A 26786-nucleotide genomic window follows, 5' to 3' on the forward strand; every position below is an offset into this window, starting at 1 on the left:
TGTTTCGCCGACCGCGGGGGCGCTTCGTTGTTTGTTGTGTGGCGGCTGCCCGGATGCGAGCACTGATCCCCGAAAGTTGAATCGATGAACCGTTACCCGGTCTGGAAGTACGCGATCATCGTGATCGTGCTGCTTGTGGGGCTTGTCTACGCCCTGCCCAATTTCTTCGGCGAGGCGCCTGCCGTGCAGGTGTCGTCGGCCAAATCGACCGTCAAGGTCGACGCCGGCACGCAGGCCCGGGTGGCCGAGGCGCTCAAGGCGGCCTCGCTGGTGCCCGACCTGCTGACGCTCGACGCCACCTCGGTGCGGGCCCGCTTCGCCACCACCGACGACCAGCTGAAGGCGCGCGACGTGCTGCAGCGCGCGCTGGTGCCCGACCCGAGCGATCCGCCCTACACGGTGGCGCTGAACCTGGCGTCGCGTTCCCCGAGCTGGCTCGCCGCGCTGCACGCCTTCCCGATGTACCTGGGCCTCGACCTGCGCGGCGGCGTCGACTTCCTGCTCCAGGTCGACATGAAGGGGGCCATCGACAAGCGCGCCGAATCCTTCGCCAGCGACCTGCGCACCGGCCTTCGCGACAAGAACGTGCGCGGCAGCGCGGTCAGCCGCAACGGCCAGACCATCGAGATGCGCTTCCGCGATGCCGCCGGGCTGGATGCGGCCAAGCGGCTGCTGCAGGACCAGTTTCCCGACCTGAGCGCCGTCGAGAGCCAGGAAGGCAGCGACTTCAAGCTCATCGCCTCGATCAAGCCCGAGGCCGCGCGCCGGCTGCAGGACGCGGCCCTGAAGCAGAACATCACGACCCTGCACAACCGGATCAACGAGCTCGGCGTGGCCGAGCCGGTGATTCAGCAGCAGGGCCTGGACCGCATCGTGGTCCAGCTCCCCGGCGTGCAGGACACGGCCAAGGCCAAGGACATCCTGGGCCGTACCGCCACGCTCGAGATGCGCCTGGTCGACGAGAGCGCCGAGGGTCGCGCGGCCGAAATGGGCACCGGCCCGGTGCCCTTCGGCTCGGAGAAGTTCCTCGACCGCCAGGGCCGCGCGGTGATCGTCAAGAAGCAGGTGCTGGTCACGGGCGAGAACCTCACCGACGCCCAGCCCGGCTTCGACTCGCAGACCCAGCAGCCCAAGGTCGACCTGACCATGGACGCCAAGGGCGGCCGCATCATGCGCGACGTCAGCCGCGAGAACTTCAAGAAGCGCATGGCGATGCTGATCTTCGAGAAGGGCAAGGGCGAAGTGCTCACCGCGCCGTCGATCAACGGCGAGCTCGGCAACCGCTTCCAGATCTCCGGCTCGATGAGCGTGGTCGAGGCCAACGACCTGGCGCTGCTGCTGCGCGCCGGCTCGCTGGCCGCGCCGATGGAAATCATCCAGGAACGCACCATCGGCCCCACCCTGGGTGCCGACAACATCAAGAAGGGCTTCGACAGCGTGATGTACGGCTTCGCCGCGATCATGGTGTTCATGTGCCTCTACTACGCCCTCTTCGGCGTCTTCTCGTCGATCGCGCTGGCGGTCAACCTGCTGCTGCTGGTGGCGATCCTCTCGATGCTGCAGGCCACGCTCACGCTGCCCGGCATCGCCGCCATGGCGCTGGCCATCGGCGTGGCGATCGACTCCAACGTGCTGATCAACGAGCGCATCCGCGAGGAACTGCGCGCCGGCGCCTCGCCGCAGGCCGCCATCCATGCCGGTTACGAGCGTGCCTGGGGCACCATCCTGGACTCCAACGTCACCACGCTGATCGCCGGTGTCGCGCTGCTGGCCTTCGGCTCCGGCCCGATCCGCGGTTTCGCGGTGGTGCACTGCATCGGCATCGTCACCTCGATGTTCTCCGCCGTGTTCTTCTCGCGCGGCCTGGTGAACTTCTGGTACGGCAGCAAGAAGAAGCTCAAGACGGTGTCGATCGGCACCGTCTGGAAGCCCGACACCACCGCCGTGGCCGACGCGAAATAAGAGACACGACACATGGAATTCTTCCGGATCCACAAGACGATCCCGTTCATGCGCCACGCGCTGGTGCTGAACGCGGTGTCCTTCATCACCTTCGCGCTGGCGGTCTTCTTCCTGTTCCATCGCGGCCTGCACCTCTCGGTGGAGTTCACCGGCGGCACGGTGATGGAAGTCGCCTCCCAGCATTCGGTCGACGTCGGCAAGGTGCGCGAGACCGTCGCCAAGCTCGGCTACCAGGACGTGCAGGTGCAGAACTTCGGCACCTCGCGCGATGTCCAGATCCGCCTGCCGGTGCAGAAGGGCCAGTCGTCGGCCCAGCAGAGCGAGCAGGTCATGGCCGCGATTCAGGCGGTCGACCCGACGGCGACCCTGCGCGGCAACGAGTTCGTCGGCCCGCAGGTCGGCGAGGAGCTGACCACCAACGGCCTCAAGGCGCTGGGCATGGTGGTGATCGGCATCATGATCTACCTGGCCTTCCGCTTCGAATGGAAGTTCGCGCTGGCCACCGTGCTGGCCAACCTGCACGACGTGGTCATCATCCTGGGCTTCTTCGCCTTCTTCCAGTGGGAGTTCTCGCTGGCGGTGCTGGCCGCGGTGCTGGCGGTGCTGGGCTATTCGGTCAACGAGTCGGTGGTGATCTTCGACCGCGTGCGCGAGAACTTCCGCCGCTACCGCAAGCTCAGCACCCACGAGGTGATCGACAGCGCGATCACCTCGACCATCAGCCGGACCATCATCACCCACGGCTCGACGCAGCTGGTGGTGCTCTCGATGTTCTTCTTCGGCGGCCCGACCCTGCACTATTTCGCGCTGGCCCTGACCATCGGCATCTGCTTCGGCATCTATTCGTCGGCTTTCGTGGCGGCGTCCATCGCGATGTGGCTGGGCGTCAAGCGCGAGGACCTGGTCAAGGGACCGGTGAAGCGCGACGGCGATCCGAACGACCCCAACGCCGGCGCCACCGTGTGAGCCCGGTCTTGGGGTTGCCGAGCATGGCGGGCCCTTGTGCGGTTACGCTTCCCGATGCAAGCTCAAAGCTTGCAGAATCGAAATAATTGCCGTCCCGACCATCCATGACCACGCGGTCCCATGCAGCTTCCCTCCAACTCTCCCGCGCGACGCGCGAGCGTTTCGTCGCCGCCACCGAACCGCTGATCGCCCCCGTCGGGCAGGCGGTCCTCGAACGGCTGGTGGTCCTGGCCTCTCAGACCGGCAATGCCCGCGAGATGCAGGAGAACCGCGACGGCTTGCTGGCCTTCCAGACCCACGGCGCCCACTGGGTGGCAATGTCGCAGGCGGCGTGGCGCAAGGCGCTGGTCGGCAGCACGGCCGAAGGGCCGAGCACCAACTCGCTCTCGCACCTCGAACTGATCGGCGACGAGGTGGTCGAGACCAGCATCCTGTCGTCGCGGCTCGCGCAGTTGATCCAGGACAAGGCCAATTTCGAACTCAACGACCTCCGGCTGCGCATCCAGCATCTGGAAGGAACCCACGAGCTCAGCGCCAAGGACATCCTCAAGCCCGAGGCGCTGGCCAGGGTGCTGGTCGACCAGTGGCTCGCCACCGGCATGAACCGCGGCCTCTGGAACAAGGTGCAGGACCAGGTGCAGCAGCACATGGTCGAGGGGGTGGTCCAGGCCTACAAGGATGCCAACGCCTTCCTGGTCGGCAAGGACGTGATGCCCGAGATCGACCTCAAGAGCTTCGTCCGTCGCACCGGTTCGGCTAGTTCGGGCACTGCGCCGCTGGGCGGCAGTTTCGCGGGCGGCGGCAGTGCCTCGATGGGCATCTCGGCGCAACTGCAGGCCGCAGCGGGCAGCTTCGCGCCGGCGGCGATCGGTGTCGGGCGAGCCCAGGCCGGCGGCGACACCATGATCGCCACCGGCGGCTCGCCGCTGCTGCTGGCGCGCCAGCGGGCGCAGGGCGTGCTGCTCAATCTCAAGCGTTTCGTGACCGCGCGCATCGGCGGCGACATCACCCAGCCCCGCCTGAACGGCGGCGGCGAGATGGTGGGCGGCATGGGCGCAGGGGGCGGCATGGGCGGCGGTGCGCCAGCCTTCGCGGCGGCAATCGCGGATGCCGAGGCGGCCTACCAGATCGCGGCATCGCAGTACGTGGTCGGCGAGGGGGCCACGGCCATCCACCATGCCTCGGCCGAACTGCGCCGGCGCACCAGCGAACTCAAGAAGAAGGCACCCACCACGGCCGACAAGGCCACGGTCGAGATCGTGGCACTGATGTTCCAGGCCATCCTGGCCGAGGAGCGGATTCCGTTCTCGGCCCGCGTCTGGTTCGCGCGGCTGCAGATGCCGGTGCTGCGCGTCGCCATCGCCGAGCCGGAATTCTTCGGCACGCTGCAGCATCCGGCGCGCATGCTGATCGACCGCATGGGTTCGTGCGTGATGGGCTTCGATGCGGCCGCCATTTCGGGCAGCGCGCTCGAGGGCGAAATCCGCCGCGTGGTCCAGGTGATCGAGCAGTACCCTGAAACCGGCCAGCGCGTGTTCAAGCTGGTGTTCGACGAATTCGTCGCCTTCCTCAACAAGTACCTGACGCAGAGCGACACCACCCAGCGGGTGATGAGCGTGGCGCAGCAGGTCGAGCAGAAGGAGACGATGGCGATCCAGTACACCATCGAGTTGCGCAAGATGCTCAACGACATGCCGGTACGCGAAGAGATCCGCGAGTTCCTGTTCAAGGTCTGGGCCGAGGTGCTGGCGATCGCCGCCCTGCGCTATGGCGCCCAGGACGAGCAGACCGTGACCCTCAAGCGGGCCGCCTCCGACCTGGTCTGGGCGGCCAGCGCCAAGCCCAACCGCAACGACCGCACCCGCGTGATCCAGGACCTGCCGAAGCTGCTGCAGCGGCTGCGCCAGGGCATGACGCTGCTGGGCATCGTGGGCGAGCCGCAGGAGGCGCACATCAAGACCATCGGCGCCACCCTGTCCGATGCCTTCCTGTCGAAGACCGAGGCGATCCCGCCGGCCAAGATCGAGGCCATGGCCAAACGCCTGGCCAACCTGGAGGATTTCGTCTCCGACGAAGGCACGACCGACCTGCCGCTCGATGCCGCGAGCATCGAGTTGCTGCTCGGCGTCGATGCGGCCTCGATCGAAGTGGTGCCCGACACCGGCACCAAGGTCGGCGAGGACATGCTCGCCTGGGCGCACGAGCTCCAGGTCGGCACCTGGTTCATGCTCGACCACAACGACCGCGTGAACCAGGTCCAGTTCGTCTGGCGCAGCGACCGCAAGCAGTTGCACCTGTTCGCCTCGAGCGATGGGCGCAGCTTCCTGATCCAGGTCGGGCGCCTGGCGTCCTATCTGCAGGCGGGCCTGCTGGTGCCGGCCGAAGAGGAAACGCTGACGGTGCGCGCGACGCGCGAGGCATTGGCCAAGCTGGACGCCAATCCCGAAAGACTGTTGAACTAGCTCGCCCCCAGGTTGCCCGGCACTTCGTGTCCGGGCGCCCACCCCCTACCGGGGGCAACACCAGCGGCCCGGCAAAGCCGGTTCCGCGGTGTTTCACCAACGGGCCTGGCTGCGCCGGCCGGATCGGAGAGGCGTCATGTCCTTGCTTCGGCGGCGCGCAGCGCACGCCCGTTCGTGGGCAGCCGCGGAACCGGCTTCGCCGGGCCGCTGGCTGCGCCCCCGGAAGGGGGTGGGCGGCTACACGAAGTGAGCCAACCTGGGGGAGAGCCTAGTGCGCCACGCGCAGCGTGGCATCGTCGCAGAGCTCGTCGAGCACCAGGGCGTCGGGCTCGACGCCCGTGCTCCAGTGCACCATCAGCACGATGATCTTGAGTTCGTCCAGCGCCAGCGGCTCGCCGGGCGTGGCCATGGCGCGTTCGACCACGATCTCGCGCATGCCGGCCGGCAGCACGCCCGCGGACTCGAGGAAACTGATGAAGCCCAGGGATTCGGCGCCGATGTGTTCCTGCTCGGAGGTCGAGTAGACGCGCATCGAGTCGGCCGATTGGGGAATCGCCGCATCGGCCGCGGTGCCGGCCAGCACGGTGGCGCTGATGCCGTCGGCGTGGCGGCTGAGCTGTACGCCACGGGTCGCCAGGCTCAGGCCGTCGAGCCAGTGCAGCGCCTCGCGGATCTCTTCCGCATCGAAGCCCTGGGCGCTGAGCTTGCGCCCCAGCTGCTCGGGTTCCGGGCAGGCGTCGCCGCGCCAGTAGTTTTCGTAGACATACACGAGCACTTCGAACATGGGTTCAATATAGCCCACTCGAAGCGTTGCCCCGCCGAAAGTTGCGTCGACACGACGCAGCCTTCATGGGTCAACCGAGCGCGATGCGCTGGAACAGGCCGCCCGGCAGCCGGGCGACGCTGCCCGCCAGCTCGAGTTCGAGCAACTGCGCCTGCAACGTGGCCGGGCCAAGGCCGGTGCGGGCGCACAGGGCGTCGAGGCTGACCGGATCGAACCCGAGTTCGCGCAGCAGCCCGAGTTCCTCCGGCGCATCGTCGGCCGCGGCGGGCGAAGGCGGCATGGGGCCGCCATCGAAACGCAGCTCTTCCAGCACATCGCCGACCGATTCGACCAGCTTGGCGCCCTGGCGGATCAGTTCATGGCAGCCGCGCGATTGCGGCGAATGGATCGAACCGGGGATGGCGAACACCTCGCGCCCCTGCTCGGCCGCGAGCCGGGCCGTGATCAACGATCCTGAGCGCAGCGCGGCCTCGACCACCAGCGTCCCGCGCGTGAGCCCGGCAATGATGCGGTTGCGCTTGGGGAAGTTCTGGTTCAGCGGCGGCGTACCCAGCGGGTACTCGCTCACGATCAGGCCCTGCGCGGCGATTCGATGGGCCAGCTCGCGATGACGGGCGGGGTAGACGCGATCGAGCCCGGTGCCCACCACCGCCACCGTGGCCGGCCGCTCCGGGCCCCCGGCCTCGAGCGCGCCTTCATGGGCCGCTCCGTCGACCCCGAGGGCCAGGCCCGAGACCACGGGGATTCCGGCTTCGCCGAACGCCCGCGCGAACGCGCGAGCGTTCTCCGTGCCCTGGCTCGTGGGATTGCGGCTGCCGACCATCGCGATGCTTCGGTCCAGCTGCGTCAGGTCGAATCGGGATGCGCCCAGCAGATACAGGAGCAGCGGCGGGTCGGTGGTCTCGAGCAGCGCAGCCGGGTAACCCGGGTCGCCCAGGGTCAGCAGGCGTCGCGTGACGCCGTGGGCGTCAGTGCCTTGCAGCCATTCGAGCGTCCGGTCGAGCAGCGCGGCCAGCCCGGCCGGCTCGCGCTGCAGTGCCTGCGCCTGGGCGCTGCTTGCGACCTGCTGCAGCGCCGCCTGCGATTGGGCGAAGATTCCTGCGGGCAGGCCGAAGGCCGCGAGCAGCGTGCGTGCCGCGACGTTGCCGATGCCCGGTGTCAGCGAGAGGCGCAGCCAGCCCGCAAGTTCGTCGCGTTCCACGCCAAGATGACGCTCGCGTCAGGGGTTGACCAGCAGGTCGCCGACCCGCGGTGTGTCGTTGATCTCGAGCACCAGGGCATAGGACGCCTTGTCGAACGGACGGAACACCATCAGCAGGCCGATGCGTTCGTTCGGCAGCTTGACCACTGCCTTGCCGGTGTTGTTGGGGGCGCCTGCGCGGTCGATCATGGTCTCGCCATTCTTGAGGATGGCGAGCACGTGGCCGGACTCGATGCCGTCGCGCGTTCCCTTGTTGATCACCACCACCTGGTTCTGGGCCGCGAACTGCACCGCGTTGCCGTAGACCGAGACGATGCGTCCGTTGATGATCTGTTCCGGTGCGCGCGGCGCGTAGCTCAGCAACTGGCGCTGGGGCTCGGGCAGCAGGCGGTCGCCGGCGCGCATCTCCTCGCGCGCCGCCACGATGTCGATGGTCGCCGGGGTCACGTTCGCGACTTCCTTGCCCTTGTCGAGCTCGGTCGTGATGGTCTGGCTGCGCTTGAGCTGCGCTTTCCCGAGGTAGGCGGCCTCGTAGCCGAGGAGCTCGCCGGTGGCCGGATCCTGCAGCGGCGTCGCATTGCGGAACACGCGGAAGGTCTTGATCGGGCCGGCGACCTCGATCAGCGGCGAGTTGGCGTCGCCCAGCGCGTAGGCGCGGTCGCCGCGGGCCAGCAGTACGCGGTTGTCGTTGCCGGCGACGATGTGGGGTGCGGTCGTGAGCGTGTCTTCGTCGACGATGATCGGCTCGCTCAGGAAAGGCTCGATCAGGCTCGGATTGAGCGTCGGCAGCGCCATGCCCGCCATCGACTCGTAGCGGGTTCGCGGCGACAGCTTGATCGTGCCGTCGGCGGCGCCGCCGCGGCGGGTGCTGAGGCGCGCGCGGCCGCCGCTCTTGTCCAGGTACAGCACCTGTCCGGGGTAGATGCGATGCGGGTTCGAGATCTCGCTGAGGTTCATGCCCCAGAGTTCGGGCCAGCGCCACGGGCTGCGCAGGAACAGGCGCGAAATCGCCCACAGCGTGTCGCCCGGCTTGACCGTGTACTCATCGGGCGCGTTGGGGGCGAGTTCGCTGATCGGAATGCCTGCTTGCGCCGTCTCCTGGGCTACCGCGCGCTGTTGTGGCGTCACGGGGTAGCTCTGAGCCTGAGCGAAAGCCGTCGCGGTGCCCATGCCCGCCAGGGCGACAGCCGCCAGGGTGGCCAAAAGGCTGGGACGCAGGCTTTCGTTGAGTCGGAGTTTGTTCATGGTTTATGGTGTGCACACACTACGCCACGCAGGATGTACGAATCCTCACAATTTGCAACGAATTTTGCGCTGAAGCCCTTGATAGGGCAACGTATTCGGGGCGTTCGCCGGCGCCGCGTCGCGGAAATGGCGAAAATAGCGACAACTTTTCCTCGACTTCATGGCTAAAAGAACCATTTTGAGTTACCCGGACCCGCGCCTGCACACGGTCGCCAAGCCGGTGCAGGGTGTGGATGCGCGCATCAAGACGCTGGTCGCGGACATGCTCGAGACCATGTACGACGCCAATGGCATCGGCCTCGCGGCGACCCAGGTCGACGTCCACGAACGGCTGGTGGTGATCGATGTTTCCGAGGATCGCGACAAGCCGCTGGTGCTGATCAACCCCGAGATCGTCTGGGCCAGCGACGACAAGGTCCTCAACGAAGAAGGCTGCCTCTCGGTGCCCGGCATCTACGACGGCGTCGAGCGCGCCACCGCCGTGCGCGTGACCGCGCTCGATGCCGAGGGCGAGCCGCAGACGATCGAGGCCGAGGGCCTGTTGGCGGTCTGCATCCAGCACGAACTCGACCACCTGCTGGGCAAGGTGTTCGTCGAATACCTGTCGCCGCTGAAGCGCAATCGCATCAAGAGCAAGCTGCTCAAGCAGCAGCGCGAAGACCAGAAGTCTGAACAGCGCGAAGGACGACGTTGACCATGAGGCGCCTGTGGCCCATGGCGCTGGCGGCCCTGGCGCTGTCCGCGTGCGCGCTCGACCCGACGCGGCTGCCGCTGGGCAGCACTCGCGCCGAGACGCTGCAGAAGCTCGGTAGCCCGACCGCGACCTACCCGATGCCCGGCGGCGGCGAGCGGCTCCAGTACTCGCGTGCGCCGGCGGGTTTTGCCGTCAACAACGTCGACTTCGACGCCGGCGGCCGCGTGGTCTCGATCCGCCAGGAACTCGAGGACGGCATGTTCGACATCACCGTCAAGCCCGGGGTCTGGCGCGTGGACGACGTGCTGCGAAGCTACGGCCGGCCATTCGAGATTTCGCGCGTCACCTCCTTCGATGGCGACATCTGGGCCTGGCGCTACCAGTCGATGAACATGCCGCGCCTGTTCTACATCTACATCGCTCCGGACGGCGTGGTCGACCGCTATCACACGAGCGACGACCTGCCCCGGGTCATGACCGACCGATGAACTTGCCATGAAGGTTGCGTTTGCGGGCACGCCCGAATTCGCCCGCGTCGCGCTCGAGGCGATCGCCGCGGCCGGGTTCGAGATCGTGCTGGTGTTGACCCAGCCCGATCGCCCCGCCGGCCGGGGCATGAAGCTGCAGGCCTCGCCGGTCAAGCAGTTCGCCGTCGGTCACGGCTGGCCGGTGGCGCAGCCGCGCAGCCTGCGGCTCGACGGCAAGTATCCGGACGACGCCGCCGCCGCGCGCGAGGCCATCATCGCGGCGCAGGCCGACGTCATGGTGGTCGCCGCCTATGGGCTGATCCTGCCCCAGTGGGTGCTGGATGCACCGCGGCTCGGCTGCCTCAACATCCACGCCAGCCTGCTGCCGCGCTGGCGCGGCGCCGCGCCGATCCATCGGGCGATCGAAGCCGGCGATGCGCAGACCGGCGTCACGATCATGCAGATGGACGCCGGCCTCGACACCGGCGCCATGCTGCTCGGCGAATCCCTGGCCATCGGTGACGACACCACGGCGCGCCTGCACGACCGGCTCGCCGCGCTGGGCGGGCGTCTGATCGTCGACGCACTGAAACAGGCCGAGGCCGGCGTGCTCAAGGCCGAGGCGCAGCCCGCCGAGGGCGTGACCTACGCCCACAAGGTCGAGAAGGCCGAGGCGCAGATCGACTGGTCGCTGGACGCTGCCGCGATCGTGCGCCGCGTGCGTGCCTTCGACCCGTTTCCGGGCGCCAGCAGCGCGATCGGCGGCGAGGTCGTCAAGCTCTGGGCTGCGCAGGCGCGGCCCGGCGCCGCGGCCGCGCCACCGGGCACGGTGCTGGCGGTTTCGCCCGCGGGCATCGAAGTGGCCGCGAAGGGTTCCACCGTCGTGCTCACCGAGCTGCAGCGCGCCGGCGGCAAGCGCCTGCCGGCCGCCGATTTCCTGCGCGGTTTCGAGATCCGCCCCGGGCAAGTCTTCGGCTGATGAACCACCCTCACGTTCGGTACTGGCTGCACGCGCTGCCCCGCTGATGTTTCTTTCCCCAACGATTCGCCGACAGCCGGAATTCCGCCAGGGCGTTCGCGACATGTCCTCGGTCGCCGTGGGCATCGGTGCCTGGGGCTTGATGACCGGCGTGGCGATGCTCAAGTCGGGCATGAGCGTATTCGAGTCGGTCGCGATGACGCTGCTGGTGTACGCCGGCAGCTCGCAGCTCGCGGCCATTCCGCTGCTGATCGCCGGCGCACCGGCCTGGGTGATCCTGGCCACGGGCTTCTGCGTCAACCTGCGCTTCGTGGTCTTCAGCCTGCACCTGCGGCCCTACCTGATGCACATGCCGCGCTGGCGTCGCCTGACCCATGGCTACCTCACGGCCGACATGAGCTATGCGCTGTTCACCCGGAAGTATGCGCAGGCGCCGCTCACGGTCGCCGAGCAGCAGGCCCAGGAGGCGTACCTCACGGGCAACTACTTCGTGACCTGGGCGGCCTGGATGAGCATGAGCCTGCTGGGTATCGGCCTGGCCAACATGATTCCGCAGAGCTGGGGCCTGGGCTTCGCCGGCGTGCTGAGCCTGGTCGCGATCGTGTGCTCGATGGCCAGCACGCGCCTGCGTGTGCTGGCGGTGCTGATCGCTTCGGCGACCGCGGTGGCGGCCTATGCCCTGCCGCTCAAGCTCAACATCGTGGTCGCCATCGGCGTGGCGGTGCTGGCCTGCTTCTGGCTCGAGAAGCAGTTCGGCCTGGACGCCGATGCGGAGGACGACAAATGAGCGCCGCGCTGGGTGAGGTCTTCGGAGGCACCGATCTCCGGACCCTGGCCGTGATCCTCGGCCTGGCCGGCATCACGCTGCTCACGCGCTGCTTCTTCTTCATCCTCGACCGGCCCTGGGGCCTGCCGGAGTGGGCGCACCGCGCGCTGCACTACGCGCCGGCGGCCGCTCTGGCGGCGGTGATCGCACCCGAGATCGTCATGACGCAGGGCCATCTGGTGTCGACCTTGCAGGACGCGCGGCTCTATGGCGCCGCGGCCGGCGCCGCCTATTTCTTCTGGCGGCGCGGCGTGCTGGGGACGATGCTGGCGGGCATGGCGGTCTATCTGCCGCTGCACCTGGGCCTCGGCTGGTAGCCGACCCGACTCAATCCAGCTGCACGCCGGCGGTCTTGATGATCCTGCCCCAGCGCTCGCTCTCGGCGCGCGACAGCTTGTAGAAATCCTGCGGCGTGCCCGGCAACGCTTCGAAGCCGAATTCCGAGAACAGCTTGACCACCTTCGGCGCCTGCATCGCCTTGTTGAGCTCGCTGTTGATGCGGTTCACGGCGTCCGGCGGCATGCCCGCCGGACCGATCAGGCCGTGGAAGGCGTAGGCGTTGACGTCCTTGAAGCCCAGCTCCGCGAAGGTCGGCACGTCGGGAAGCGCGCCGGCGCGCTGCGGCAGTGCGATCGCCAGCACGCGCACCTTGCCGGACTTGATGATCGGCAGGCCCGAGGCCAGGTCCAGCATCATGGTCGGGACCTGCCCGCCCATGACGTCCGTCATGGCGGGCGCGGCGCCCTTGTAGGGCACGTGCTGGATGCTGATGCCGGCCTTCTGCTTGAAGAGCTCCATCGCCATGTGGTGCGGCGAGCCGTTGCCCGGCGAGGCGTAGCTCACCTTGTCGGGATGGGCCTTCACGTAGCTCACGAACTCCGCGGTCGTCCTGGCCGGGAAGTCGGGATGGACCACCAGCGCGACCGGGAAGCGGCCGATGGCGCCGATGTAGGTGAAGTCGTTCGCCGGCTTGTACGGCAGCTTGGCGAACATGTGCTCGTTGAACAGCAGCGCGGCGTTCTCGGCCTGCATGATCGTGTAGCCGTCGGGCTTGGCCTGCATCAGGACCGACACGCCGATGTTGGTCGAGGCGCCCGGACGGTTGTCGATCACGATCGGCTGGCCCAGCGAGGGTTGCATTGCCTCGGCCAGCGAGCGCGCCAGGTTGTCGGTGCCACCGCCGGCGACGTAGGGCACGATCCAGCGCACGGGCTGGCTGGGGTAGGCGCTCTGCGCCGGTGCATGGCTGGCCGCCGCGAGCGTGAGGCCGGCGGCGATCAGTTGCAGGAATCGTTTCATCGGGTTTGTCTCCGGGGTTGAAAAAAAAGCAGTTTCGAATCAGCCGCGCAGGGTCTGCCAGAGCGCGCGGTCTCGTTCCGCGGTCCAGACCACCGGATGCTCGATGCCGCGCAGTTCGTCGTAGGCGCGCGAGACGTCGAAAGGCAGCACGTGCTGGAACACCGGCCAGTCGCCGAAGCGCGGCTTCATCGCCGCTTCGGCGCGCTCGAAGCAGGCGCGCAGGCCTTCGCCGGCATCGAGGCCGGCGCGCACGCTGGCGAGCAGGGTCGCCAGGAAGGCCTGGGTCAGCGCGATCGCTTCCGCGCAGGCCGGCGCGCCCTGCAGCACGGCGCCGCGGCCCGGCACCAGGACGCGGGGCTGGAGCGCGGCGACCGCATCGAGCGTGCCCGCCCAGTCCTGGATGTAGGCATCGCCGGCGTAGACGCCGCAGCGGTTCTCCACCACGTCGCCCGAGAACAGCACGCCGCAGTCGGGCAGCCAGGCCACCGTGTCGCCGCCCGAGTGGCCGCGGCCCAGGCACATCAGGCGGACTTCGCGCTGTCCGAGCCAGACGCTCATCTCGCGTTCGAAGCTGAGGGTCGGGATGGTGAGGCCGGGGATCTCCTCGACGCCTGCGAACAGGCGCGGAAAGCGTCCGACCTCGGACTCGAAATCGGCCTGTCCACGTTCGCGCACCCAGTCCAGCGTGCCCTGGCTCGCGATGACGGCCTGCACCTCGTCGAAGGCGCTCGCGCCCATCACGCGCACCGCGTGGTAGTGCGTCAGCACGATGGCCTTGACCGGCTTGTCGGTGACGGTGCGGATGTCGGCCAGGAAATCGCGCGCCATGCGCGGCGTCGGGCGGGTGTCGATCAGCACGACGTGCTCGTCGCCGACGATGAAGCCGCAGTTGGGGTCGAAGTCGCTGATGTAGCCGTACACGCCGGGCGCGAGTTCGCGCAGCTGCGGCTTCTGTTCCCGGGTGTCGGAGGCGGAGGCGAAGGAGACGGGGGCGTTCATGCAGGGCTTCGGGTCGTGGGTTCGGGAGGCGGACCGCTCTCGCGGGCGGCGGCGATGCAGTCCAGCAGCACGGCCTGGTCGCCGCACTGGTTGGCCAGCAGCAGCACGAGGCGGGCATTGAGGTCGGCGCTCTGCGCCTCGCTCAAGCCCTCGTGGGCAGCGACCCACGCCGCATAGAAGCCGTCGGGATCGGGAATGTGGGGTTCGGTGATCATGCGGTGTCCTTCGGTTCACCCATGGGCCAGCGCGGTGTGCACGGCGGCCGCGACCGAGGCCGGGGTGGGTTCGCGCAGCAGCGCCGCGCGGTAGGCGTCCGGGCGCACCAGGCAGAGATCGCCGGGGGCCGCGATGCCGAGCTGCCGCGCCAGCGTGTCGTCGGGTTGCAGCGTGCCGAGGTCGCTGTCGCCGCCGACGGCGACCAGCCGCAGCGGCAGCGATGCCGCGACGTCGGCCAGGGCTTCGGCTTGCGCACGGGTCGGCGCGAACCACAGGCCCAGGCACTGCGTGCCCTCGGCGAGCAACTGCATCAGCGTGGTCGGCCGGCCGTCGGCGTGCCGCAGCGGCAGGTTCTGCACGCTGCGTGCGCCTTCGGGCAGATGCGGCGCCGCCGGGTAGTCGTTGGCCACCGACATGCGGCCGGTGTTGACGAGGCCGCGGGCGAAGGCATGGCGCGACGCCAGCGCCACGACCGCGCGCCGCAGCGTGTGCTCGGCCGGCGTGCGGGGCGCGAGGAAGCGGGCCGACCGGCTGGTGACGCGCAGGTTCTCCGCGGCGGCCGGGCGGCGCTCCGCATCGTAGGTGTCGAGCAGCCGATCTCCGGCCTGGCCCTGCGCCACCAGCGCCAGCTTCCAGCCGAGGTTGGCCGCGTCCTGGATGCCGCTGTTGCCGCCGCGGGCGCCGAAGGGGCTGACGACATGGGCCGAATCGCCGATGAACAGGATGCGGCCGTGACGGAAGCGGTCGAGCAGGTGGTCGCGGTAGCCGTAGGGCCCGATCCAGACGAACTCGAACTCGACGCCGGGCCCGAGCTGCTCGCGCAGCCGCGCGCCGGCGACCTCCGGCTTGCTGATGTGGGCCGTGTCGCAGTCCTCGGGCATCTGGTAGTCGATGCGCCAGACGCCATCGCCCATCAGGTGCTGCCAGACCGCGCGGCCCTCGTTGAAGGGCGCATCGACCCAGGTCCAGCGCTCCGTCGGCAGCGGCTTCTTGAAGCGCACGTCGCTGATGCACCAGCGGTCGGTGCTGCGCGACGGGTGGGCGTCGATGCCGAGCTGGGTGCGGATCGGGCTGTTGGCGCCGGTGGCGTCGATGAGGTGGTCGGCTTCGATCGTGTAGTTGCCGGCCGGGGTTTCCACCGCCACGCGAACGCCGCCATCGAGCGGGGTCACGTGCGCCACGCGGTTCTTCCAGCGCAGGTCGGTGAGGCCCAGTTCGAGGATGCGGTCGACCAGGAACCACTCGACGTAGAACTGCTGCAGGTTGATGAAGGGCGGCTGCGCCGAGACGCTGTCGGTCTTCAGGTTGAAGTTGTAGACCTCCTGCTCGTCGGAGAAGGTGCGGCCGAAGGACCAGGTGATGCCCTTGTCCGCGATGCGCTCGCAGATGCCGAGCCGCTCGAAGATCTCCAGGCTCTTCTGGGCGTAGCAGATGCCGCGCGACGAGGCGCCGCGCACGCCGACCGTGTCGTCCTCGTCGAGCAGCACCGCGCGCACGCCGCGGCGTGCGAGGTCGCAGGCCAGCGTCAGGCCCGCCGGACCGGCGCCGACGATGACGATCGGATGGCGCACCACGGCGTCGCTGTCGAGTTCGGGCGGTGGCACGAAGGGCCAGCTCGGCAGTTCGTACGCGGGTGCGAAGCTGTAGCTCTCCATCGGGGTGTGCGGCGTCGTCACAGCGCGTGCGCCCAGTCGGCGATCGCGTCGGCCGCGCGCGGCACCAGCTCCGGCTGGCCCGCGAGGTAGTGGTTGCCGCCGGCGATGTCGACGTTGCGGATGCGCGCACCGCCTGCCGCCATCCAGGCCTCGCGGGTGCTCGGGAAGGTCGACTGGTCGCCGGTGTAGGTCAGCAGCAGCTTGGGCACCGTGGTGCGCGCGAGATTCGACGGGCCATCGGCCTGGGAGCGCGAGGACCATTGCGACAGGAAGGCGGTCAGCGAGGTGGTCCGGCCCATCGCGTTGGCCGAGTAGTTCACCTGTCGCGCATCGCCCCACACGCTGCCGGGCGCGCGGTCGTTGGCGTCGATCGAGAGGTCCACGCAGCGCGGGTCCGCATGCGTGCGGTAGACCACGAAAGCCTGGTCGCGCGGCGCGCCGGGCGTGCTGCGCAGCAGGCGCAGCCGCTCCAGCGCCCAGCCCTCGATGCGGTCGAGCCGTGCCTTCTGCGCCGCGCTGAAGCGGGCGAGGAACTCGGCGCTGTACGGCACCGCATGGCGCGGGTCGTACATGTCGAGCGCGGGGTCCACCGACAGCGGGTCGTGCTCGTCGGTGACCGAGGGGTCGATCCAGTCTCGCATCAGCTTCGAGCGGCCCTGGTGCGCCGCGCACAGCGCGATGCCGTCCACCGGCGGCAGGTCGTCCGGATGCAGGTGGGTCGGATCGCCGTCGGCGAAGTGATGCGCCGTGAGCTTCTCGGCCTGTGCCTGGTAGAAGCTGGCCAGCGCGGCGCCGCCCGAGTTGCCGATCAGCACGACCTTCTCGTAGCCGGCCGCGCGCAGGAACTGCACGCCGGCGCCCAGGTCCTGGATCGCGCGTTCCATCAGCAGCACCGTGTCGTTGCCCATGTAGCGCGAATTCAGGCCCATGCAGCAGATGCCGCGCTCGGCCAGCGGGCCGATCAGGTAGTGGCCCATGAAGTTGCTGGTCGGATGCATCACGATGGCCGCGAGCTTCTTCGGCCCGGCCGGTGCCCGGTACGCACCGTAGATGCGCGGGCGCAGCATCTGCAGGCCCGACTGGCTTTCGAGCGAGGCGCCGGGCTTGACGTCGATGACCGCGAGTTGCAGTTCAGCCATGGGCCGCCTTCCCCGCTGCAGCGGCGGCGAGCAAGCCGGCCTTGCGCAGCGTCCAGGCGTCGAGATCGGCGCGGGCGTGCAGCGCGTGCGCATCCATCTCGGCCTGCGGCACCGTCGGCGTGGTGAGCTCCACGCGGATGCCGTTCGGGTCGAAGAAGTAGATCGATTCGATGATGTGGTGGTCGGTCAGGCCCAGCACCTCGACGCCGGCCGCTTCGAGCCGGGCCTTGGCCGCCCGCAGCTCGGCCACCGAGTCGACGCGCAGCGCGATGTGGTTGACCCAGGCCGGCGTGTTGGGCGAGGGCAGCGCCGCCACGTTGTCGCCGAGGTCGAAGAAGGCGATGTACGAGCCGTCGCGCATCTGGAAGAAGATGTGGACGTAGGGGCAGTACTCGCCGGTGCTCGGCACGTGGTCGCTCTTGATCACGTGCGCCAGCGGCAGGCCCAGCAGGTCTTCGTAGAAGCGGCGCGTTTCCTCGCTGTCGCGGCAGCGCCAGGCAAAGTGGTGCAGGCCGCGCACGGGCACGGGTGGGGGGGGCTGGGCTGGCATGGGGCGGTCTCCGTCGAAGGGCTCGGAGCGGATTGGGCGGCCAATCTTCTTATGATTCAATCGAAATAAATTCATTGATTGATGAACTGAGGCCATGAATCTCACCCTGCGCCAGCTGCGCGCCTTCGCCGCCGTGGCCGAGACCGGCAGCTTCACCGCCGCCGCCGCGACCCTGCACCTGACCCAGTCGGCGCTGAGCGTGCTGGTGCGCGAGCTCGAGCGCGAGATGGGCGTGCAACTGTTCGATCGGCACACGCGGCGGGTGCTGCTGTCGGAAGCCGGGCGCGAGTTCCAGCCCTCGGTGCAGCGGCTGCTGGCCGACCTGGCGGGCGCGGTGGCCGGCGTGACCGACCTGCGCGACAAGAAGAAGGGCGTGTTGCGGCTCGCGGCGCCGCAGCTGATGGCCTGCACACTGATGCCGCGCGTCATCGCGGCCTACCGCGCGCGGCACCCGGACATCGACGTGCGGCTGACCGACACGCTGCCCGAGCACCTGCTGGACGGCCTGCTGTCGGGCGAGGTGGAGCTCGCCGTCGGGCAGGACGTGGCGGTGGACGCCGCGATCGAGCGCCGCACGCTGTTCCGCGACCGCCATTGGCTCATCTGCCCGCCTGGCCACGCCTTCGCGCGCCGCCGCAAGGTGCACTGGGCCGAACTCGGGCCCTACACCTTCATCGCGCCGACGCGCGACTTCCGCCAGCGCGTGCTGCCCGAACTCGACGCCGCAGCCCGCGAACTGATGCTGCGCGCCACCACCCAGGAGGTGTCATACATGACGACCGCGCTCGGCATGGTGGCTTCGGGGCTGGGGCTCACGGTGTGCCCGACCTACTCGGCGCCGCTGGTGCGCGCCCACGGGCTGCAGATGGTGCGGCTGGAGCAGCCGGATTTCCACCGCGAGGTCTGCGTCTACGGGGCGTCGAAGCGCTCGCTCTCGCCCGCGGCGGCGAGCTTCGTTCAGCTGCTCGAGCAGTTCGTGCGCGAGCCGGGCCTCGCCGGCTGAAGCCTGAAACCTACAATGGACGCTGCCCTCGGGGCTCTCCTCATTCGCTTTCACATCGTCTATCCATGAACGTCCTTCGATTCACCGACCTCTGTGCGCAAGGCAAAGTCGCCGGCCAGCGCGTCTTCATCCGAGCCGACCTCAACGTCCCGCAGGACGACAGCGGCCGCATCACCGAAGACACGCGCATCCGCGCCTCGGTGCCCTGCATCCGGCAGGCGCTCGACGCGGGTGCGGCGGTGATGGTCACCTCGCACCTCGGCCGGCCGACCGAAGGCCAGTTCAAACCCGCCGATTCGCTGGCGCCGGTCGCTGCCCGGCTCGGCGAACTGCTGGGCCGCGAGGTGCCGCTGGTGTCCGACTGGGTCGACGGCGTCCGGGTGGCGCCGGGCCAGGTCGTGCTGCTCGAGAACTGCCGCCTCAACAAGGGCGAGAAGAAGAACGACGAGACGCTGGCGCGCAAGCTGGCCGCGCTGACCGACATCTACGTCAACGACGCCTTCGGCACCGCGCACCGCGCCGAGGCCACGACCTACGGCATCGCGCAGTACGCCAAGGTGGCCTGCGCCGGCCCGCTGCTGGCGGCCGAGATCGACGCCATCACCAAGGCGCTGGCGCAACCGTCGCGCCCGCTGGTGGCGATCGTCGCGGGCTCCAAGGTCAGCACCAAGCTCACCATCCTCGAGAGCCTGGCGGCCAAGGTCGACCAGCTGATCGTGGGCGGCGGCATCGCCAACACCTTCATGCTGGCCGCGGGCCTTTCGATCGGCAAGTCGCTGGCCGAGCCCGACCTGCTCGACCAGGCCAAGGCGGTGATCGAGGCCATGCGCGCACGCGGCGCGGCGGTGCCGATCCCGGTCGACGTGGTCACGGCCAAGGCCTTCGCCGCCGATGCCGAGGCGACCGTGAAGGACGCCAGCGACGTGGCCGACGACGACCTGATCCTGGACATCGGTCCGAAGACCGCCGCGCTGCTGGCCGCGCAGCTGCGCGAGGCCGGCACGATCGTCTGGAACGGCCCGGTGGGCGTGTTCGAGTTCGATGCCTTCGCCAATGGCACCAAGACCATCGCCCACGCCATCGCCGAGAGCCGTGCCTTCTCGATCGCCGGCGGCGGCGACACGCTGGCCGCGATCGCCAAGTACGGCATCGAGGACAAGGTGGGCTACATCTCCACCGGCGGCGGTGCCTTCCTGGAAGTGCTGGAAGGCAAGACCCTGCCGGCGTTCGAGATTCTGGCGAAGCGGGCGGCCGGCTGATCCTCCACGGGGGCCTCCCCCCTATCGGCGGTCGCATAAAGTGTATACAGTAGAGAATACAAAAGGAGACCGAATGAGCACGCCCCGCCTGCCCCGCCACGCCACCAAGATCGTCGCCACCCTCGGCCCGGCGTCCAACACGCTCGAATTGCTCGAGCAGATGATCCTCTACAAGGTCAGCGTGGTGCGGCTCAACTTCAGCCACGGCACGGCGCAGGACCACATCAACCGCGCCGCGATGGTGCGCGAGGCGGCGCGCCGCAGCGGCCGCGAGGTGGCGATCATGGCCGACCTGCAGGGCCCGAAGATCCGGGTCGGCAAGTTCGCCGAGGGCAAGATCTGGCTGGAGCCCGGTGCGAAGTTCGTGCTCGACGCTTCGCGCACCGAACCCGGCGACGTCGAAGCCGTCGGCCTGGACTACAAGGACCTGCCGCGCGACGTCAAGCCCGGCGACAGCCTGCTGCTGAACGACGGCCTGATCGTGCTGACGGTCGAGGCCGTCAAGGGCGACGCGGTCCACACCATGGTGCGCCTGGGCGGCGAGCTCTCCAACAACAAGGGCATCAACAAGCAGGGCGGCGGGCTCACCGCGCCGGCGCTGACCGCCAAGGACATGGAGGACATCAAGACCGCGATGAGCTTCCAGGCCGACTATGTGGCGGTGAGCTTCCCGAAGAACGCCACCGACATGGAAATGGCGCGCCAGCTCTGCAACGTGGCGGCGGCCGAGTTCGGCCACAAGCCCGGCATGATCGCCAAGATCGAGCGCGCCGAGGCGATTCCCAAGCTCGAGGAGATCCTGCGCGCCAGCGACGGCATCATGGTGGCGCGCGGCGACCTGGCCGTCGAGGTCGGCAATGCCGCGGTGCCGGCGCTGCAGAAGAAGATGATCCGGATGGCGCGCGAGATGGACAAGGTGGTCATCACCGCCACCCAGATGATGGAGTCGATGATCACCAACCCGGTGCCCACGCGCGCCGAAGTCAGCGACGTCGCCAACGCGGTGCTCGACGGCACCGACGCCGTGATGCTCTCGGCCGAGACCGCCTCGGGCCGCTACCCGCTGGAGACGGTGCAGGAGATGAGCCGGATCTGCGAGGCCGCCGAGGCCGCTGAAGATCCACAGCTCGACGCCGATTTCAGCGGCAAGAACTACACCCGCATCGACCAGTCGATCGCGATGGGCGCGCTGTTCACTGCGCACCATCTCGGTGCCAAGGCGATCGTCGCGCTGACCGAGTCGGGTTCCACGCCGCTGTGGATGAGCCGGCATCGCGCCCACATCCCGATGTACGCGCTGACCTCGCGCCTGTCGACGCAGCGCAAGATGGCGCTCTATCGCAACGTGCGTCCGCTCCTGATGGATTCGGAGAGCGACCGCGACACCGCGCTCGATCAGGCCGAGGCCCACCTCAAGAAGCGCGGCATCGTGCAGACCGGGGACGTCTACGCGATCACCTGCGGCGAGCCGATGGGGGCGCCCGGCGGCACCAACATGCTCAAGATCTGCAGAGTTCGTTAAGAGCTCGCCCCCAGGTTGTCCCGCACTTCGTGTCGGGACGCCCACCCCCTGCCGGGGGCGCAGTCAGCGGCCCGGCAAAGCCGGTTCCGCGACTGCCCACGAACAGGCGCGCTGCGCGCGGCCGAAGAACAAGCACAGCCCGGGTGTTCACCGGCCGGCGCAGCCAGGCCCGTTGGTGAAACACCGCAGAACCGGCTTCGCCGGGCCGCTGGTGTTGCCCCCGGTAGGGGGTGGGCGGGCTACACGAAGTGAGCCCAACCTGGGGGCGAGCAACACGCTCGGTAGAATCCCGGGAGTTCTTTCGTCTTCATCCTTAGATTCCCGCGAGGTATTTCCATGGCACTCGTCTCGATGCGCGAACTGCTCGACCACGCCGCCGCCAACGGCTACGGCATTCCGGCATTCAACGTCAACAACCTCGAACAGGTGCAAGCCGTGATGGAGGCCGCCAAGGAAGTGGGCGCTCCCGTCATCCTGCAGGCCAGCGCCGGCGCCCGGAAGTACGCGGGCGAAGCCTTCATCAAGCACCTGATCCAGGCCGCCATCGAGGCCTATCCCACCGTGCCGCTGGTGATGCACCAGGACCACGGCCAGAGCCCGGACGTCTGCCGGGGCGCGATCGACCTCGGCTTCAGCTCGGTCATGATGGACGGTTCGCTCGAAGCCGACGGCAAGACCATCGCCAGCTACGACTACAACGTCGACGTCACGCGCAAGGTGGCCGACATGGCGCACAAGGTCGGCGTCACGGTCGAGGGCGAACTCGGCTGCCTGGGCTCGCTCGAGACCATGAAGGGCGACAAGGAAGACGGCCACGGCACCGACGACACCATGACGCGCGAGCAGCTGCTGACCGACCCGGAGCAGGCCGCCGACTTCGTCAAGCGCACCCAGATCGACGCGCTGGCGATCGCCATCGGCACCAGCCACGGCGCCTACAAATTCACCCGCGAGCCCACCGGCGACATCCTGGCGATCGACCGCATCAAGGAAATCCACCGCCGCATCCCGAACACCCACCTGGTGATGCACGGCTCCTCGAGCGTGCCGCAGGAACTGCTGGCCATCATCCGCCAGTACGGCGGCAACATGAAGGAAACCTACGGCGTGCCGGTCAAGGAAATCCAGGAAGCCATCAAGCACGGCGTGCGCAAGATCAACATCGACACCGACATTCGCCTGGCGATGACCGGCGCGGTGCGCAAGTTCCTGGCCGAGAACCCCGAGAAGTTCGATGCCCGCGAATGGCTCAAGCCGGCGCGCGAGGCCGCCCGCCTGATCTGCAAGCAGCGCTACCTCGAGTTCGGCTGCGAAGGCCAGGGCCCGAAGATCAAGGGCGACACCCTGCAGGTGGTCGCCGCCCGGTACGCCAAGGGCGAACTGGCGCAACAAGTCATCTAGGCCCACCCCCAGGTCGCGCGCACTTCGTGTCGCGCTCCCACCCCCTCGCCGAGGGCAACCCCAGCGGCCCGGCAAGGCCGGTTCCGCGGGGTTTTCCGAACGGGCCTCGCTGCGCTGGCCGGTTTGTTTCGCGCGGCACGCGCCGCGCGCACAATCTCCGAAGTTCTCCGCACCGCCCCACCTCCCATTCGCCATGACCACCGTCCATACCTCCTCCATCAAGAGCCTCCCGCTGCTCGCGCGCGGCAAGGTGCGCGACAACTACGCGGTCGGCGACGACCGCATCCTGATGGTCGCGAGCGATCGCCTGTCCGCCTTCGACGTGATCATGGGCGAGCCGATTCCGGGCAAGGGCGTGATCCTCACGCAGATGGCGCTGTGGTGGTTCGACCGTCTCGGCCACCTGTGCCCCAACCACCTGACCGGCGACGCGCCCGAGAGCGTGGTGACGCCGGACGAGGTGCCCCAGGTCGAGGGCCGCTCGATGCTGGTCAAGCGCCTGACGCCGATCCCGGTCGAGGCGGTGGTCCGCGGCTACCTGGCCGGCAGCGGCTGGAAGGAATACCAGGAGAACCGGGCCGTCTGCGGCGTGCCGCTGCCCGAGGGGCTGACCAACGCCAGCAAACTGCCGTTGCCGATCTTCACGCCCGCGGCCAAGGCGGCGGCGGGGGCGCACGACGAGAACATCAGCTATGACAAGGTGGTCGAGGTGGTCGGCCCGAAGCTTGCGCAGCAGATCCGCGAGACCAGCATCGCGATCTACGAGGCGGCGGCGGCGATCGCGCTGACCAAGGGCATGATCATCGCCGACACCAAGTTCGAGTTCGGCCTCGACGAGGCCGGCACGCTGGTGCTGATGGACGAGGTGCTGACCCCCGACAGCTCGCGCTACTGGCCGATCGAAGGCTACGAGGCGGCGCTGGCCAGCGGCGCCAACCCGCCGAGCTACGACAAGCAGTTCGTGCGCGACTGGCTCGAGGCCACGAAGATCAACGGCAAGCCCTGGGACAAGACGCCGCCGGCGCCGCGCCTGCCGGCCGAGGTGATCGAGAAGACCGCGGCGAAATACCGCGAAGCCCTGCAGCGGCTGACCGACTGATCCCGGCGCCGGAATGTAAATAGATCACAAATGCGGCGGCAATAGTCACCGCACGGCAGGGCCGCCGTCTTCCAAACTGTTCTCATCCCCCCAGATGAGGAGAGCAACATGGAAACGGCAGTTGATTTTCGGATTCATTTCCTCCAGGAACCGAGTCGCACCGTCACGGCCGCCCCGCCCGACGCGCTGCAGCCCGGCATGCTGGCGCGCGTGCTTGACGAGATCGACCATGGCCTGATGCTGGTCGACCTGACCGGTCGCATCCTGCATGCCAACTACCCGGCCCGGCGCGAGCTGTCGGCGGCGCGCGCGCTGCACAGTGCCGAGGGCATGCTGTGCGCCGCCAGCCCCGCCTCGCAGGCGAAGATCCGCCAGGCCCTCAAGGACGCGGAGCGCGACTGCCGCGGCATCGTCGAACTCGACCATGGGGGCGATGGGCTCTCGCTGGCGTTCGTCCCGCTGGCCGCGGTGCACGGCAGCGGCACCGTCGACACGGTGCTGATCATCTGCAGCCGCCGGCCCGGTTGCGAAATGCTCACGATGCAGATGTTCGCCCGGGCCAAGCACCTGACGCGGGCCGAGCAGAACGTGCTGACCCGGCTCTGCGACGGTCATCGCGCCGAGGAAATCGCCTGCCTCGAAGGCATCTGCATGTCCACCGTGCGCACCCACATCAAGAACGTGCGCCAGAAGACAGGCAGCAACAGCATCCGCGAGGTGGTGCACCGTGTGTCGCGGATGCCGCAGATCGTGTCCGCGTTGCGGCTTGTCGACTGACGGCGCCCCCTCAGGTCGCACGCGGACCGCGGGCGACCTTATATTCCACGGATGCCTGCCGCATCCGGTCTCGATCCCGTCGCGCTCCCGCCCGCGCTGCAGCATCTCGCGCTGCGCGGGGTGCAGCGCCGCTACCGCGCGCGCGCGATGCTGATCGAGGAGGGCGAGGAAGGCGGCTCGATCTACATCGTGCTGTCCGGGCGGCTGCGGGTCTTTCTGTCCGACTCGCGCGGCCGTGAAATCACGCTCGGGCTGCACGGGCCCGGCGAGTACGTCGGCGAGATGTCGCTCGACGGCGGGCCGCGCTCCGCCAGCGTGCAGGCGGTGGAGCCGACCGTGTGCGCCGTCGTGACCCGAGAGACCATGCTGCAGCACATCGCCGACCATCCGGATTTCGCACTGGCGCTGATCGTGCGGCTCATCCGCCGCGCCAGGCTGGCGACCGAGAGCGCTCGCAGCATGGCGCTGCTCGATGTGTATGCGCGCCTGAAGCGGTTGCTCGAGGAGCGTTCGGAGCCGTCGCTCGACGGCACGCGGCGGATCGCCGAGCGCCTCACGCACCAGGCCATCGCGAGCGAGATCGGCTGCTCGCGCGAAATGGTCAGCCGGCTGCTGAAGGACCTGGAGCAGGGCGGCTATGTGTCGGTCACCCAGCGCCAGCTCGCCTTGCTGCGGGAGTTGCCCGCGCGCTGGTAGGCCCGGAGGGCGTCAGCGCGACTGCGTGCTCAGCGTCGCCACGGTGCGCCCGCCCGCATCCAGCAGCGCCAGCCGCGTCGGGCTCTGCAGCCGGTAGCTGGTGGTGGCTTGCAGGGCGGCGAAGAACTGCGCTTCCTTGGTGCTCAACGCCGGATCGGTGCAGGCCATCCGCGTCGAGGCCAGCTGGCTCAGCTTGAGCGCGCTGCCGCTGCGCTCGAAGGTGCCCGACAGCCGGTTGCAGCCGCCCGAGCCGCTGACGCGCCCGTTGCGGCGGTCGAACTGCACCTGCGGATCGCGCTGCGGGTCGGCGCCGGCGGCCACCGGCTCGCCGCCGAGCTGGTCGAGGCGCCAGACCGGGCCCTCGATCGGCTCGTCGAGGTTGATGCCGCTGCCGCAACCGGCGGCCAGCGCGGCAGCCAGCAGGGCGGCCATGAAAAGAGGAGTGGCGGCAGGGCGGGAACGCATGGCCTGTCTTTCCTTCTGCAACAAATTGATATTTTGCTGCATCGTATGCGACCGGGCTCGGCGCGCCAACGCCGCCCCGGCTGCGGCAGGCCGGCGGTGGCGCGGATCGGCCTCCATGGCAAGAAAAAAGCGATCGCAAGATCGCTTTTGTTTGAAATTGCCTAATGCAGCGAGCTTCAGCTCAGCACCACGCTGCTCAAGCGCCGGCGGTAGCTGGCCACCGTCGGATCGTCGGGCGGGATCTGCCCGTCGGCCACCTTGACCTTCGGCGGCTCGATGATGTCGAGGATCGCGATATAGGTCTTGCGCGCCAGGTCTTCGTTCCAGCTCTTGTCGCGCATCAGGATCTCGAGCAGTTCGTCCATCGCATCGGTCCAGCGCTGGGCGCCCATCAGCAGGCGGGCGCGGTCGAAGCGGGCGTCGAAGTCGCGCTTGCTGGCGGCGATGCGGGCGTCCAGATCCGCCAGCGCGGGCGCGGCACCGGCGGCCGGTGCCCCGAAGTCGATCGCGTCCATCCAGCGCTGCAGCGAATCGAAGCGGCGCACCAGCGTGGTCTTGGCGATCACCGGCGCGAAGGCGACCTTGGCGTCGTCGATGCGGCCTTGCTGGAGCAGCAGCTTGACGTAGTCGAAGCGGGCGTCGTCATTGGCCGGGTCGGTGGCGACCGCGTACTGCAGCTTCTCGAGCGCGCCCTCGGTGTCGCCCTCGGCCAGCGCCTCCTGAGCGGAGGCTTCTTGTTCGAGCGCTTCGGCCTCTTCGGCGCCCGGCACGTGCTTGTCGAGGAAGGTGCGGATCTCGTCGGCGGGGATGGCGCCGACGAAGCCGTCGACCGGCTGCCCGTCCTTGAACATCACGCAGAAGGGGATGCTGCGCACGCCGAACATCTGGCTCAGCTGCTGCGAGATCTGCGGCACCTTGTCGGCGTCGAGCTTGGCCAGCGTGAAGCGGCCCGCGTACTCGACTTCGAGCTTTTCGAGCACCGGGCCGAGCTGCTTGCAGGGGCCGCACCATTCGGCCCAGATGTCGAGCAGGACCGGCGTGGTCGTCGAGCCTTCGATCAGCTCGGACTGGAAATTTTCGAGGGTGATGTCGATCATCGCGGGAAGGTGAGGGTGAAACG

The 26786-nt window shown here is 68.7% G+C and carries 26 protein-coding genes; 15 read left to right on the plus strand and 11 right to left on the minus strand.

Features of this window, described 5'->3' with window-relative positions:
• Nucleotides 1–84: 84 nt before the first annotated feature.
• The 3 genes from secD (at nt 85) to AB4Z46_RS15215 (ending at nt 5390) form a co-directional block, all read left to right on the plus strand.
• Complete coding sequence (secD, locus tag AB4Z46_RS15205; protein ID WP_442284334.1) at nt 85–1962, plus strand: protein translocase subunit SecD; 1878 nt, start codon at nt 85–87, stop codon at nt 1960–1962.
• Nucleotides 1963–1974: 12 nt separating this feature from the next.
• Nucleotides 1975–2928 carry a protein translocase subunit SecF gene (gene secF / locus AB4Z46_RS15210; RefSeq protein ID WP_442284335.1) on the plus strand — a complete coding sequence of 318 codons (954 nt, stop codon included), beginning with the start codon at nt 1975–1977 and terminating at the stop codon, nt 2926–2928.
• A 104-nt stretch (nt 2929–3032) separates the two neighbouring features.
• On the plus strand, nt 3033–5390 hold the full coding sequence (locus tag AB4Z46_RS15215) for a DUF1631 family protein (protein WP_442284336.1): 2358 nt from the start codon (nt 3033–3035) through the stop codon (nt 5388–5390).
• Between the two features lie 268 nt (nt 5391–5658).
• Here the strand turns inward: AB4Z46_RS15215 and AB4Z46_RS15220 are convergent, their stop codons facing one another.
• The 3 genes from AB4Z46_RS15220 to AB4Z46_RS15230 all read right to left on the minus strand — a co-directional run bounded on the left by AB4Z46_RS15220 (nt 5659) and on the right by AB4Z46_RS15230 (nt 8620).
• The gene (locus AB4Z46_RS15220; protein ID WP_442284337.1) at nt 5659–6174 is read right to left on the minus strand and encodes a DUF494 family protein; all 516 of its coding nucleotides are present in this window, start codon (nt 6172–6174) and stop codon (nt 5659–5661) included.
• Nucleotides 6175–6244: 70 nt separating this feature from the next.
• Complete coding sequence (gene dprA / locus AB4Z46_RS15225) at nt 6245–7375, minus strand: DNA-processing protein DprA (protein WP_442284338.1); 1131 nt, start codon at nt 7373–7375, stop codon at nt 6245–6247.
• Between the two features lie 18 nt (nt 7376–7393).
• Nucleotides 7394–8620 (minus strand): LysM peptidoglycan-binding domain-containing protein, encoded by a 1227-nt coding sequence (locus AB4Z46_RS15230; protein WP_442284339.1) that lies wholly within the window; start codon nt 8618–8620, stop codon nt 7394–7396.
• Between the two features lie 160 nt (nt 8621–8780).
• Between AB4Z46_RS15230 and def the strand changes: the two genes are divergently transcribed.
• Genes def through AB4Z46_RS15255 form a run of 5 tightly spaced genes read left to right on the plus strand, consistent with a single transcriptional unit; the run spans nt 8781 to nt 11903 of the window.
• Nucleotides 8781–9314, plus strand: coding sequence for a peptide deformylase (gene def, locus AB4Z46_RS15235; RefSeq protein WP_442284340.1), 534 nt, complete (start codon nt 8781–8783; stop codon nt 9312–9314).
• 2 nt (nt 9315–9316) lie between these two features.
• The gene (locus tag AB4Z46_RS15240; protein ID WP_442284341.1) at nt 9317–9802 is read left to right on the plus strand and encodes a hypothetical protein; all 486 of its coding nucleotides are present in this window, start codon (nt 9317–9319) and stop codon (nt 9800–9802) included.
• Nucleotides 9803–9809: 7 nt separating this feature from the next.
• Nucleotides 9810–10760 (plus strand): methionyl-tRNA formyltransferase, encoded by a 951-nt coding sequence (gene fmt / locus AB4Z46_RS15245; protein WP_442284342.1) that lies wholly within the window; start codon nt 9810–9812, stop codon nt 10758–10760.
• 46 nt (nt 10761–10806) lie between these two features.
• A complete protein-coding gene (locus AB4Z46_RS15250) occupies nt 10807–11547 on the plus strand; it encodes an AzlC family ABC transporter permease (RefSeq protein ID WP_442284343.1) in 741 nt (246 codons plus the stop codon).
• Nucleotides 11544–11903 (plus strand): AzlD domain-containing protein, encoded by a 360-nt coding sequence (locus AB4Z46_RS15255; RefSeq protein WP_442284344.1) that lies wholly within the window; start codon nt 11544–11546, stop codon nt 11901–11903. The genes AB4Z46_RS15250 and AB4Z46_RS15255 overlap by 4 nt, the downstream gene beginning before the upstream one ends.
• 10 nt (nt 11904–11913) lie before the next feature.
• Here the strand turns inward: AB4Z46_RS15255 and AB4Z46_RS15260 are convergent, their stop codons facing one another.
• From AB4Z46_RS15260 to AB4Z46_RS15285, 6 genes are read right to left on the minus strand one after another with little or no spacing between them, the layout of a single operon-like run.
• Entirely contained in the window at nt 11914–12885 is a 972-nt protein-coding gene (locus AB4Z46_RS15260) for a Bug family tripartite tricarboxylate transporter substrate binding protein (protein ID WP_442284345.1), read from the minus strand.
• A gap of 39 nt (nt 12886–12924) precedes the next feature.
• Nucleotides 12925–13884, minus strand: a complete 960-nt coding sequence (locus AB4Z46_RS15265; protein ID WP_442284346.1) for an MBL fold metallo-hydrolase — start codon at nt 13882–13884, stop codon at nt 12925–12927.
• A complete protein-coding gene (locus tag AB4Z46_RS15270) occupies nt 13881–14099 on the minus strand; it encodes a DUF2783 domain-containing protein (RefSeq protein ID WP_442284347.1) in 219 nt (72 codons plus the stop codon). The genes AB4Z46_RS15265 and AB4Z46_RS15270 overlap by 4 nt, the downstream gene beginning before the upstream one ends.
• A 15-nt stretch (nt 14100–14114) precedes the next feature.
• On the minus strand, nt 14115–15755 hold the full coding sequence (locus tag AB4Z46_RS15275) for an FAD-dependent oxidoreductase (RefSeq protein WP_442284379.1): 1641 nt from the start codon (nt 15753–15755) through the stop codon (nt 14115–14117).
• Between the two features lie 17 nt (nt 15756–15772).
• On the minus strand, nt 15773–16894 hold the full coding sequence (locus AB4Z46_RS15280) for an alpha/beta hydrolase family protein (protein WP_442284348.1): 1122 nt from the start codon (nt 16892–16894) through the stop codon (nt 15773–15775).
• Entirely contained in the window at nt 16887–17444 is a 558-nt protein-coding gene (locus AB4Z46_RS15285) for a VOC family protein (protein ID WP_442284349.1), read from the minus strand. Before AB4Z46_RS15285 ends, AB4Z46_RS15280 begins: the two co-directional genes overlap by 8 nt.
• Nucleotides 17445–17538: 94 nt before the next feature.
• On the opposite strand from AB4Z46_RS15285, the gene AB4Z46_RS15290 reads away from it, so the two are divergent.
• From AB4Z46_RS15290 to AB4Z46_RS15320, 7 genes are all read left to right on the plus strand, one after another.
• A complete protein-coding gene (locus tag AB4Z46_RS15290; protein WP_442284350.1) occupies nt 17539–18447 on the plus strand; it encodes a LysR family transcriptional regulator in 909 nt (302 codons plus the stop codon).
• Between the two features lie 65 nt (nt 18448–18512).
• Nucleotides 18513–19706, plus strand: a complete 1194-nt coding sequence (locus AB4Z46_RS15295; protein WP_442284351.1) for a phosphoglycerate kinase — start codon at nt 18513–18515, stop codon at nt 19704–19706.
• 73 nt (nt 19707–19779) lie between these two features.
• Nucleotides 19780–21228: a pyruvate kinase gene (pyk, locus tag AB4Z46_RS15300; RefSeq protein WP_442284352.1), complete on the plus strand. Its 1449-nt coding sequence runs from the start codon at nt 19780–19782 to the stop codon at nt 21226–21228.
• A gap of 336 nt (nt 21229–21564) precedes the next feature.
• Nucleotides 21565–22629 (plus strand): class II fructose-bisphosphate aldolase, encoded by a 1065-nt coding sequence (fba, locus tag AB4Z46_RS15305; RefSeq protein WP_442284353.1) that lies wholly within the window; start codon nt 21565–21567, stop codon nt 22627–22629.
• A gap of 193 nt (nt 22630–22822) precedes the next feature.
• The gene (locus AB4Z46_RS15310) at nt 22823–23728 is read left to right on the plus strand and encodes a phosphoribosylaminoimidazolesuccinocarboxamide synthase (protein WP_442284354.1); all 906 of its coding nucleotides are present in this window, start codon (nt 22823–22825) and stop codon (nt 23726–23728) included.
• 108 nt (nt 23729–23836) lie between these two features.
• Nucleotides 23837–24505 (plus strand): helix-turn-helix transcriptional regulator, encoded by a 669-nt coding sequence (locus tag AB4Z46_RS15315; RefSeq protein ID WP_442284355.1) that lies wholly within the window; start codon nt 23837–23839, stop codon nt 24503–24505.
• 51 nt (nt 24506–24556) lie between these two features.
• Nucleotides 24557–25201, plus strand: a complete 645-nt coding sequence (locus tag AB4Z46_RS15320) for a Crp/Fnr family transcriptional regulator (RefSeq protein WP_442284356.1) — start codon at nt 24557–24559, stop codon at nt 25199–25201.
• A gap of 12 nt (nt 25202–25213) precedes the next feature.
• Here AB4Z46_RS15320 and AB4Z46_RS15325 read toward each other — a convergent pair whose 3' ends face one another.
• Both AB4Z46_RS15325 and AB4Z46_RS15330 read right to left on the minus strand, forming a co-directional pair.
• Nucleotides 25214–25666: an META domain-containing protein gene (locus AB4Z46_RS15325; protein WP_442284357.1), complete on the minus strand. Its 453-nt coding sequence runs from the start codon at nt 25664–25666 to the stop codon at nt 25214–25216.
• 176 nt (nt 25667–25842) lie between these two features.
• Nucleotides 25843–26763: a tetratricopeptide repeat protein gene (locus tag AB4Z46_RS15330; protein WP_442284358.1), complete on the minus strand. Its 921-nt coding sequence runs from the start codon at nt 26761–26763 to the stop codon at nt 25843–25845.
• Nucleotides 26764–26786: the final 23 nt, after the last annotated feature.

The organism is Variovorax sp. M-6, from assembly GCF_052114385.1.
Classification (GTDB): Bacteria; Pseudomonadota; Gammaproteobacteria; order Burkholderiales; family Burkholderiaceae_C; genus Variovorax.

Excerpts from the sequence above, each read along its gene's own strand:
- fba (WP_442284353.1), top strand. The coding sequence starts at position 21,565 with ATGGCACTCGTCTCGATGCGCGAACTGCTCGACCACGCCGCCGCCAAC.
- AB4Z46_RS15255 (WP_442284344.1), top strand. The coding sequence starts at position 11,544 with ATGAGCGCCGCGCTGGGTGAGGTCTTCGGAGGCACCGATCTCCGGACC.
- AB4Z46_RS15240 (WP_442284341.1), top strand. The coding sequence starts at position 9,317 with ATGAGGCGCCTGTGGCCCATGGCGCTGGCGGCCCTGGCGCTGTCCGCG.
- AB4Z46_RS15280 (WP_442284348.1), bottom strand. The coding sequence starts at position 16,894 with ATGGCTGAACTGCAACTCGCGGTCATCGACGTCAAGCCCGGCGCCTCG.
- secF (WP_442284335.1), top strand. The coding sequence starts at position 1,975 with ATGGAATTCTTCCGGATCCACAAGACGATCCCGTTCATGCGCCACGCG.
- AB4Z46_RS15325 (WP_442284357.1), bottom strand. The coding sequence starts at position 25,666 with ATGCGTTCCCGCCCTGCCGCCACTCCTCTTTTCATGGCCGCCCTGCTG.
- AB4Z46_RS15230 (WP_442284339.1), bottom strand. The coding sequence starts at position 8,620 with ATGAACAAACTCCGACTCAACGAAAGCCTGCGTCCCAGCCTTTTGGCC.
- fmt (WP_442284342.1), top strand. The coding sequence starts at position 9,810 with ATGAAGGTTGCGTTTGCGGGCACGCCCGAATTCGCCCGCGTCGCGCTC.
- pyk (WP_442284352.1), top strand. The coding sequence starts at position 19,780 with ATGAGCACGCCCCGCCTGCCCCGCCACGCCACCAAGATCGTCGCCACC.
- AB4Z46_RS15310 (WP_442284354.1), top strand. The coding sequence starts at position 22,823 with ATGACCACCGTCCATACCTCCTCCATCAAGAGCCTCCCGCTGCTCGCG.
- AB4Z46_RS15220 (WP_442284337.1), bottom strand. The coding sequence starts at position 6,174 with ATGTTCGAAGTGCTCGTGTATGTCTACGAAAACTACTGGCGCGGCGAC.
- AB4Z46_RS15270 (WP_442284347.1), bottom strand. The coding sequence starts at position 14,099 with ATGATCACCGAACCCCACATTCCCGATCCCGACGGCTTCTATGCGGCG.
- secD (WP_442284334.1), top strand. The coding sequence starts at position 85 with ATGAACCGTTACCCGGTCTGGAAGTACGCGATCATCGTGATCGTGCTG.
- AB4Z46_RS15265 (WP_442284346.1), bottom strand. The coding sequence starts at position 13,884 with ATGAACGCCCCCGTCTCCTTCGCCTCCGCCTCCGACACCCGGGAACAG.
- AB4Z46_RS15330 (WP_442284358.1), bottom strand. The coding sequence starts at position 26,763 with ATGATCGACATCACCCTCGAAAATTTCCAGTCCGAGCTGATCGAAGGC.
- AB4Z46_RS15295 (WP_442284351.1), top strand. The coding sequence starts at position 18,513 with ATGAACGTCCTTCGATTCACCGACCTCTGTGCGCAAGGCAAAGTCGCC.
- AB4Z46_RS15285 (WP_442284349.1), bottom strand. The coding sequence starts at position 17,444 with ATGCCAGCCCAGCCCCCCCCACCCGTGCCCGTGCGCGGCCTGCACCAC.
- AB4Z46_RS15290 (WP_442284350.1), top strand. The coding sequence starts at position 17,539 with ATGAATCTCACCCTGCGCCAGCTGCGCGCCTTCGCCGCCGTGGCCGAG.
- def (WP_442284340.1), top strand. The coding sequence starts at position 8,781 with ATGGCTAAAAGAACCATTTTGAGTTACCCGGACCCGCGCCTGCACACG.
- AB4Z46_RS15320 (WP_442284356.1), top strand. The coding sequence starts at position 24,557 with ATGCCTGCCGCATCCGGTCTCGATCCCGTCGCGCTCCCGCCCGCGCTG.
- AB4Z46_RS15275 (WP_442284379.1), bottom strand. The coding sequence starts at position 15,755 with ATGGAGAGCTACAGCTTCGCACCCGCGTACGAACTGCCGAGCTGGCCC.
- AB4Z46_RS15315 (WP_442284355.1), top strand. The coding sequence starts at position 23,837 with ATGGAAACGGCAGTTGATTTTCGGATTCATTTCCTCCAGGAACCGAGT.
- AB4Z46_RS15260 (WP_442284345.1), bottom strand. The coding sequence starts at position 12,885 with ATGAAACGATTCCTGCAACTGATCGCCGCCGGCCTCACGCTCGCGGCG.
- AB4Z46_RS15250 (WP_442284343.1), top strand. The coding sequence starts at position 10,807 with ATGTTTCTTTCCCCAACGATTCGCCGACAGCCGGAATTCCGCCAGGGC.
- AB4Z46_RS15215 (WP_442284336.1), top strand. The coding sequence starts at position 3,033 with ATGACCACGCGGTCCCATGCAGCTTCCCTCCAACTCTCCCGCGCGACG.